The sequence below is a fragment of the Streptomyces sp. 150FB genome, from assembly GCF_000818195.1.
Classification (GTDB): domain Bacteria; phylum Actinomycetota; class Actinomycetes; order Streptomycetales; family Streptomycetaceae; genus Streptomyces.
The window spans coordinates 1,252,698-1,260,805 of record NZ_JTHL01000001.1 but is presented as its reverse complement, the minus strand read 5'-3'; the positions used below and the strand labels follow the sequence as shown (position 1 = coordinate 1,260,805).

Below are 8,108 nucleotides of genomic sequence, written 5' to 3'. Positions count from 1 at the left end.
TCTCCAGCGAGGAGGACCTCGCGGCCCTGCTGCGGCTGGCGGCCGAGGAGCCCGGCCCCCGGGTCCACGGGTACTGGGCCGAGCACATCACCGACGAGAAGGGCGCCCGGCGCGTACGTGAACTGGGCGCCGCAGGGGCCGCCGGTGACCTCTTCGTCGACGGCTCCCTCGGCTCCCACACGGCGCACCTGCACACCCCGTACGCCGACGCCGCGCACACCGGCACCGCCCAGCTCGACGCCGAGGCCGTCGCCGCCCATGTCGCCGCCTGCACCGAGGCGGGGCTCCAGGCGGGCTTCCACGCCATCGGGGACGCGGCGATCAGCACCGTGATCGAAGGGGTACGGGCGGTCGCCGACCGCCTCGGCACGGGCCGCGTCAGGGCCGCCAGGCACCGCGTCGAACACGCCGAGATGCTCACCCCGGCCACCATCGCCGCCTTCGCCGACCTGGGGCTCACCGCCTCGGTCCAGCCCGCCTTCGACGCGGCCTGGGGCGGCGAGGACGGCATGTACGCGGAGCGGCTCGGTGCCGAACGCGCCCGCACCCTCAACCCGTACGCGGGGCTCCTGCGCGCCGGCGTCCCGCTGGCCTTCGGATCCGACAGCCCCGTGACGCCGCTCGACCCCTGGGGCACCATCAGGGCCGCCGCCTTCCACCGCACCCCCGAACACCGCGTCTCCGTACGCGCCGCCTTCACCGCCCACACCAGGGGCGGCTGGCGGGCGATCGGCCGCGACGACGCCGGCACCCTCGTCCCCGGCGCCCCCGCCGACTACGCCGTCTGGCGTACCGGCGCACTCGTGGTGCAGGCCCCCGACGACCGGGTGTCGCGCTGGTCGACCGACCCGCGCTCCGGAACGCCCGGGCTGCCGGACCTCTCCCCGGGCCGTCCGCTCCCGGAGTGCCTGCGGACCGTCGTCGGTGGACAAACCGTGTTTGTGCGACCGAAAGAGTGACGTAGCGAAATTTCGTACCGCCGACCGATGCGTCTCAGCCTCGGCCGCGACCTGCGGATCTTCGTCGCTGACCTGCTGCTTTACGGTAAGACCGCAGGTCAAACGAGTGTTGACATCAAGCCGCCACTGGCGGGTAGGTTCGGCCGGGTCCACCGCAGGAGGTCCGTCCGGCATCCTCCACGCAGTCGTCGAACGCCGCTGGGCCATGGGGTGGTGCGCCGCACCGGTGCACCGCCACCGGGAGCCAGGTCCAGCACCCGCGCTTCGGAGGCGAGAGGGAAAAGTTCCACCGGACGGCAGGTGCGACCCGGACGGGGCCCCGGCGTTCAGTAGACAACGGCTTTCGGTCGACCCGCAGCCAGCGGGTTCCAGGTCGGACCGAAGGACGCCGGGTCCCGATCCGTAGCATCTCCGTACATCCCCGCCCTCCGCGCGCCGTATCCGCCGACATCCCGCGACCGCGTGGACAGCCGACCCCCAGGTGCTCGCTATGGTGGTGCACCGGCATATGGCGATTAAGGGGCAGCAGTGAACGACGATGGTCAGAGGCGGTACGGCCCGCTCGGTGCGGCCTTGGTGATCATCCCGACCTTCAACGAGGCGGAGAACATCAAGCCGATCGTCGCCCGGATGCGGGCCGCGGTGCCCGAAGCCGACATTCTGATCGCCGACGACAACAGCCCCGACGGCACCGGCAAGCTCGCCGACGAACTCGTCGCCGAGGACAGCCACGTCCACGTGCTGCACCGCAAGGGCAAGGAAGGGCTCGGCGCCGCCTATCTGGCCGGATTCCGCTGGGGCATCGAACACGGGTACGGCGTCCTCGTCGAGATGGACGCCGACGGCTCCCACCAGCCCGAGGAACTGCCGCGGCTGCTCACCGCCCTGAAGAGCGCCGACCTGGTGCTCGGCTCGCGCTGGATGCCGGGCGGCCGCATCGTCAACTGGCCCAAGAAGCGCGAATTCCTCTCGCGCGGCGCCAGCACCTACTCGCGCATGCTCCTCGGCGTGCCGATCCGCGACGTCACCGGCGGTTTCCGGGCGTTCCGCACCGAGACCGTGGAAGGCCTCGGCATGGACGCCGTCACCTCCCAGGGCTACTGCTTCCAGATCGACCTGGCCCGGCGCGCCGTGGCGGCCGGATTCCACGTCGTGGAGGTGCCCATCACCTTCGTGGAGCGGGAGCTCGGCGACTCGAAGATGAGCAAGGACGTGATGGTCGAGGCGTTCTGGCGGGTCGCCGCCTGGGGTGTCGAGTCGCGCACGAACCGGCTGCTGGGCCGCGGAAACGACTGATCGATTTTGATCGGTCCCTTACGTCATCTTCGCGGCCTCCCAGGCACACTGGGAGTATGACCTCAGCCCAACAGCCCGCACCGCCTCCCAAGCGCTCCAAAGCCCGCAACCTCATCCCGCTGGGCCTCGGCGTCTGGCTGGTGCTGGAAATCTGGCTGCTGGTGGTCGTCGGCAACGCCGCAGGCGGCTTCACCGTCCTCGCGCTGCTCGTCGGCGCAGCCGTGCTCGGCGCCGTGGTCATCAAGAGCGCGGGCCGCCGGGCCTTCCGTAACTTCCAGAACCTCACCCGGACCCTGCAGCGCCAGCAGCAGGCGGGCGGGGCCGTGCCGCCCGAGGACCCCGAGGAGGTCGCCGGCAGCGGCCGTAACGGCTTCCTGATGCTCGGTGGCGTGCTGATCATGGTGCCCGGGCTGATCACCGACGTGGTGGGCCTGCTGCTGCTCCTGCCGTGGGTACGGTCCATGGTCGGCCGGTTCACGGAACGGTCGCTGGAGCGCCGTATGCGCGCCGCCATGCCCGGCTCCGGATCCCTGGGCGACGCCTTCCAGCAGGCCCGGATGCGGCAGCCCGACGGCAAGGTGGTCCAGGGCGAGGTCATCAAGGACGGCGAGCGGACCGATCGGCCCCGCCGGGACGACGACGAAGGCCCGAGGCCGCCGCTCAACCCCTGATTCAACCCCTTGACCGGCTCGAGAACGCGAAAAAAGCCGCGGGCCCCCGCACACGATGAGGATGTGTGCGGGGGCCCGCGGCTTTTCGGTGGCTCTTGTGCGGTGGTTACGCGGTCAGGCGGACTTCCGGCTGTCCCGCGGGTGCACTGCGATGTTCATGGCGCCGGAGCGCAGGACGGCCAGCCGTTCGGCCAGCACCTCCTCCAGCTCCTCGCGTGTGCGCCGCTCCATGAGCATGTCCCAATGCGTACGCGCAGGCTTGCCCTTCTTCTCTTCGGGGCCATCCCCGTCCACCAGGAGTGCCTGGGCGCCACACGCCTTGCACTCCCACTCCGGCGGAATTTCCGCCTCTACCGAGAACGGCATCTCAAATCGATGGCCGTTCTGGCATGCGTACTCCACCGCCTGGCGCGGGGCCAGATCGATGCCGCGGTCCGTCTCGTAGCTGGTAACCACAAGTCGCGTGCCGCGGAGAGCTCGCTCACTCATGAATCGTGCCTCCCGGGCTTGTCGCCCACAGGACAGGTGTCGCTGTCGTCGTCATCCGGTCAACGTGCGGTCGGCGTCAAAGATTCCCGTCCGACCCATGCGCCGCCCGTCGTGCCGCTGCTTTTCCAGTGATGGGGTACCCGCCAGTGCCCGGTTTATGACATCCAGCCAGATTTGTCACCCAGCGTTTTCATTTCTGCGGCGTGCGGGAACGGTCCCCCGGTCAAGCCAAACGCGTACACTACCGCCCTTTCACTTCAACACCTAAATCCGCGCGGGTACGGGGTTTCCCGCGCCCTCGATCGCCCGCCGGATCGGCACCCTCGCGAGCAGCACGGAGCCGACGACGAAGAAGATCACCAACGAGATGATCGCGTCCCGGTAGCTGCCGGTGACCTGATAGGCGAGCCCGAACACCAGGGGCCCCAGCCAGCTCAGACCCCGGTCGCTCATCTCGTAGGCGGAGAAGTACTCCGCCTCCTTCCCGCTGGGCACGAGATGCGAGAAGAGGGAGCGCGACAGCGCCTGGCTGCCGCCCAGCACCAGGCCGATCGCCGAGGCCAGGCCGTAGAACCAGACCGGCGCCGCGGCGGGCAGGAAGAACCCGGCGGCGAGGATCAGCGTCCAGACGACCAGTGAGCCGAGGATGGTGCGCTTGGCGCCGTACGTCCTGGCCATCCGGCCCATCCCGAGCGCGCCGGCCACCGCGAGGATCTGCACCAGCAGGACGGCCGTGATCAGCGTCGTCTGGTCGAGGCGCAGCTCCTCGGAGCCGTAGATCGACGCCTGCGAGATCACTGTCTGGATTCCGTCGTTGTAGATGAGGTACGCCAGCAGGAACGACAGCGTCAGCGGATGGCGCCGCATGTCCTTCAGGGTGTTCACGAGCTGTCGCCAGCCGGTTCCGGCGGCCCCCTCGCCGCCCCGTGGCAGCGCGCGGTCGCGCAGCCGGCGCAGCGGTACGACCGTGAAGGCGCCCCACCACAGACCCGCCGACGCCAGACAGATCCGGATCGAGGTGGCCTCCGACAGGCCGAAGGAGTCATGGCCGGTGAAGAGGATCAGATTGAGGATGAGTACGAAGGCGCCCGAGGTGTAGCCGAAGGCCCAGCCCCGCGAGGAGACGGCGTCGCGCTCCTCGGGCCCGGCTATCTGAGGCAGGAACGCGTTGTACAGCACCATCGACACCGACAGTGAGGCGTTCGCCACGATCAGCAGCAGGGCGCCCAGCAGATAGCGCTCGCCGTTCAGGAAGAACATGCCCAGGGTGGCGGCGGCGCCCAGATAGGCGGCCGCGGCCAGCAGCGGCTTCTTGCGGCCCGTACGGTCGGCGATCGCGCCGGCCAGCGGCATCATCAGCACCGCCACCACGATGGAGACCGAGACGGTGTACGCGAACACCGAGCCCGCCCGTACGGGGATGCCGAGCGGGTGGACAAAGCCGTCGGCGTCGGCCGCCGCCTTCGCGACCGAGGTCAGATACGGGCCGAGGAAGACCGTGAGCACACTCGTCGAGTAGACGGAGCACGCGAAGTCGTAGAAGTACCAGCCCCGCTGCTCCCGCTCGCGTGCCTTCGCCGCCTCAGCGCCTTCGGCCGATCCTTCGGCCCTGTCCACCGTGTCGGCGGTCACCCGCGTCCCCCGCTCTTCCCCGTACGTGCCGGCCGCCCGGAGCCGGTCAGTACCAGGCTCCCCGCTCGGTGAACACCGTGCGCAGCGTTTCCAGATGATCGGTCATGATGCCATCCACACCAAGATCGAGAAGTGCTGCCATCCGTTCCGGATCGTTGATCGTCCAGACATGGACCTGAAGGCCACGGGCGTGCGCCATCCTCACGAACCGCCGGTCCACCACCCGGATGCCGTGCTGTTCCACGGGCACCTGTGCGCACACCGCTCCCCAACGGACGGGAAAGGGCAGCCGGTACGAGCGGAGCCGCAGGCCGAGCACCCCGCGCACCCCGTACGACGTGGCAAGCCGGGGCCCGGCGAGCCGGGCAGCCGCGCGTACCCGCGCCTCCGAGAACGAACCCACGCACACCCGGTCCCAGGCGCCGGTCCGCCGGATCAGTCCGATCAGCGGCTCCAGGGCGGGGGCGGCCTTGATGTCCACGTTCCAGCGGGCCTCGGGAAACTCGTCGAGCAGGTCCTCGAAGAGCGGCAGCGGCTCCCTCCCGCCGACCCTGGCGCGGCTCACCTCGTCCCAGGTCAGCTCGGCGATCCGGCCCCGCCCGTCGGTGACCCGGTCCAGGGTCGCGTCGTGGAAGGCGACGAGCCGGCCGTCGGCGGTGGCGTGCACATCGGTCTCGAAGTAGCGGTATCCGAGCCCGGCGGCGCGGCGGAAGGCGGCGGCGGTGTTCTCGATCCCGTCGGCCGTGCCGCCGCGGTGCGCGAACGGGATCGGGGTCGGATGGTCCAGATAGGGGTGCCTGTGGCGTGCGGGAGTCACGGCCGCAGTATGGCGCCCGCGGGTGACCCGGCGGCGACGGCCGCGCTGCGTGCGGGCGCCCCTGGTATGGCGAAGACGCGCAGGAAGAACTGGGCCAGCGGGCCTATCGCGACGGCGTACAGCACGGTGCCGACGCCCACCGAGCCGCCGAGTACGAAGCCGGCGACGACCACGGCGACCTCTATCACCGTACGGACCAGCCGGATCGACCGGCCGGTCCTGCGGTGCAGACCGGTCATCAGCCCGTCGCGCGGCCCGGGTCCGAAGCGCGCAGAGATGTAGAGGCCGGTGGCGATGGCGTTGAGGACGACGCCGCCGAGCAGCAGGGCGACACGGACAGGGAGGCCCCGGCCGTCGGGGACGGCGGCGAGCGTGGCGTCCATGGCGATCCCGACGACGAAGACGTTGCAGACCGTGCCGAACCCCGGACGCTGCCGCATCGGGATCCACAGCAGCAGCACCAGGGCGCCCACGACGATCGAGACCCTGCCCATCGTCAGCCCGGTGAGTTCGGAGAGGCCCTGGTGCAGGACGCCCCACGGTTCGAGGCCGAGGCCGCCGCGCACGAGCAACGCGTCGCTCGCGCCGTACAGGGCGAGCCCGACGCCGAGTTGGCTGAGCCGTCGGGGCAGACGCGCGCCGCGGAGACGGGACGGCCCGCGAGGCGATCTGCGGAGACGGGACGTGAGGGATGTGACGGACGTGACGGACATGACGTTCCCCCTGATGGCGAGAGTGGCCTGCTGCGTGTCACTCTGTGGCTGGCTGGCAGATGCCAACCACGGCCAATCCGGGGAAGGTGGACTGACTTCCATGACTCAGTGGACCTCAGCGGTCGGCGCGGCTCAGCTCGCCCGCCAGCTTCAAGCCCAGCAGTCCAGGCCCGCCGGGCCCGGCACCCGCCGGCCACCCGCCTACCGGGCGCTCGCCGACGGCGTCCGGCTGCTCGTCCTCGAAGGCCGGGTCCCGGTCGCCGCCCGGCTCCCCGCCGAGCGTGAACTCGCGCTCTCGCTCTCCGTCAGCCGTACGACCGTGGCGGCGGCGTACGAGGCGCTGCGCGCCGAGGGCTTCCTCGAATCCCGCCGGGGCGCGGGGAGCTGGACCGCCGTGCCCGCGGGCAACCCGCTGCCGGCGCGCGGTCTCGAACCCCTGCCGCCCGAGTCGCTCGGCTCGATGATCGATCTCGGCACAGCGGCCCTGCCGGCTCCCGAACCCTGGCTCACCCGGGGCGTCCAGGGCGCGCTGGAGGAGCTGCCGCCGTACGCGCACACCCACGGCGACTATCCGACGGGCGTGCCCGCGCTGCGACAGATGCTCGCCGAGCGGTACACGGCGCTCGGCATCCCGACCATGCCGGAGCAGATCATGGTCACCACCGGCGCGATGGGCGCGATGGACGCGATCTGTCATCTCTTCGCCGGCCGGGGCGAGCGGATCGCCGTCGAGTCGCCCTCGTACGCCAACATCCTCCAGCTCATGCGCGAGGCGGGCGCCCGGCTGGTGCCCGTCGCCATGGCGGAAGGGCTGACCGGCTGGGACATCCCGCGCTGGCGCCATGTGCTGCGGGACGCTGCGCCCCGGCTCGCGTATGTCGTCGCCGACTTCCACAACCCGACCGGTGCGCTGGCCGACGAGGACCAGCGGCGGCAGCTCGTCGACGCGGCGCGCTCGGCCGGCACGGTGCTCGTCGTCGACGAGACCATGTCCGAGCTGCGTCTCGACGCTGACACCGAGATGCCGAGGCGGGTCTGCGCCTTCGACCCGGCGGGCAGCACGGTGCTGACGGTCGGATCGGCCAGCAAGGCCTTCTGGGCGGGCATGCGGATCGGCTGGGTACGCGCGGCGCCCGACGTGATCCGGTCCCTGGTCGCCGCCCGCGCCTACGCCGACCTCGGGACCCCGGTACTCGAACAGCTCGCGGTGAACTGGCTGATGCGCACCGGCGGCTGGGAGGAGGCGGTCGCGCTGCGCCGCGCGCAGGCGCGCGGGAACCGCGACGCGCTGGTGACCGCGCTCCGCAGGGAGCTGCCCGGGTGGGAGTTCGAGGTGCCGCACGGCGGGCTGACGCTGTGGGTGCGTACGGGCGGCCTGTCGGGATCGCGTCTCGCCGAGGTGGGTGAGCGGGTCGGCGTACGGGTGCCGTCCGGGCCCCGGTTCGGTGTGGACGGCGCCTTCGAGGGGTATGTGCGGCTGCCGTTCACCGTCGGCGGACCGCTCGCGGACGAGGCCGCCGCCCGGCTGGCG

General features: G+C 71.1%; 8 protein-coding genes. 4 read left to right on the top strand and 4 right to left on the bottom strand.

Annotated elements, in window-relative coordinates; genetic code table 11:
* The 3 genes from QR77_RS04925 to fxsA all read left to right on the top strand — a co-directional run.
* On the top strand, positions 1 to 959 hold a 959-nt coding region (locus tag QR77_RS04925), incomplete at its 5' end, for an amidohydrolase family protein (RefSeq protein ID WP_040019846.1).
* A gap of 528 nt (positions 960 to 1,487) precedes the next feature.
* Positions 1,488 to 2,255 carry a polyprenol monophosphomannose synthase gene (locus tag QR77_RS04920; RefSeq protein WP_040019845.1) on the top strand — a complete coding sequence of 256 codons (768 nt, stop codon included), beginning with the start codon at positions 1,488 to 1,490 and terminating at the stop codon, positions 2,253 to 2,255.
* A 56-nt stretch (positions 2,256 to 2,311) separates the two neighbouring features.
* A complete protein-coding gene (gene fxsA / locus QR77_RS04915) occupies positions 2,312 to 2,926 on the top strand; it encodes an FxsA family membrane protein (protein WP_040019844.1) in 615 nt (204 codons plus the stop codon).
* Positions 2,927 to 3,040: 114 nt separating this feature from the next.
* Here fxsA and QR77_RS04910 read toward each other — a convergent pair whose 3' ends face one another.
* The 4 genes from QR77_RS04910 to QR77_RS04895 all read right to left on the bottom strand — a co-directional run bounded on the left by QR77_RS04910 (position 3,041) and on the right by QR77_RS04895 (position 6,577).
* Positions 3,041 to 3,415 (bottom strand): RNA polymerase-binding protein RbpA, encoded by a 375-nt coding sequence (locus QR77_RS04910; RefSeq protein WP_003959706.1) that lies wholly within the window; start codon positions 3,413 to 3,415, stop codon positions 3,041 to 3,043.
* Positions 3,416 to 3,679: 264 nt separating this feature from the next.
* Positions 3,680 to 5,047: an MFS transporter gene (locus QR77_RS04905; protein WP_040019843.1), complete on the bottom strand. Its 1,368-nt coding sequence runs from the start codon at positions 5,045 to 5,047 to the stop codon at positions 3,680 to 3,682.
* 46 nt (positions 5,048 to 5,093) lie between these two features.
* Positions 5,094 to 5,864, bottom strand: coding sequence for a glycerophosphodiester phosphodiesterase (locus QR77_RS04900; RefSeq protein WP_040019842.1), 771 nt, complete (start codon positions 5,862 to 5,864; stop codon positions 5,094 to 5,096).
* Positions 5,861 to 6,577: a hypothetical protein gene (locus QR77_RS04895; protein WP_236710543.1), complete on the bottom strand. Its 717-nt coding sequence runs from the start codon at positions 6,575 to 6,577 to the stop codon at positions 5,861 to 5,863. The genes QR77_RS04900 and QR77_RS04895 overlap by 4 nt, the downstream gene beginning before the upstream one ends.
* Before the next feature lie 100 nt (positions 6,578 to 6,677).
* Here QR77_RS04895 and QR77_RS04890 point away from each other — a divergent pair.
* The coding region (locus tag QR77_RS04890; protein WP_040019841.1) for a PLP-dependent aminotransferase family protein at positions 6,678 to 8,108 on the top strand (1,431 nt) is incomplete at its 3' end.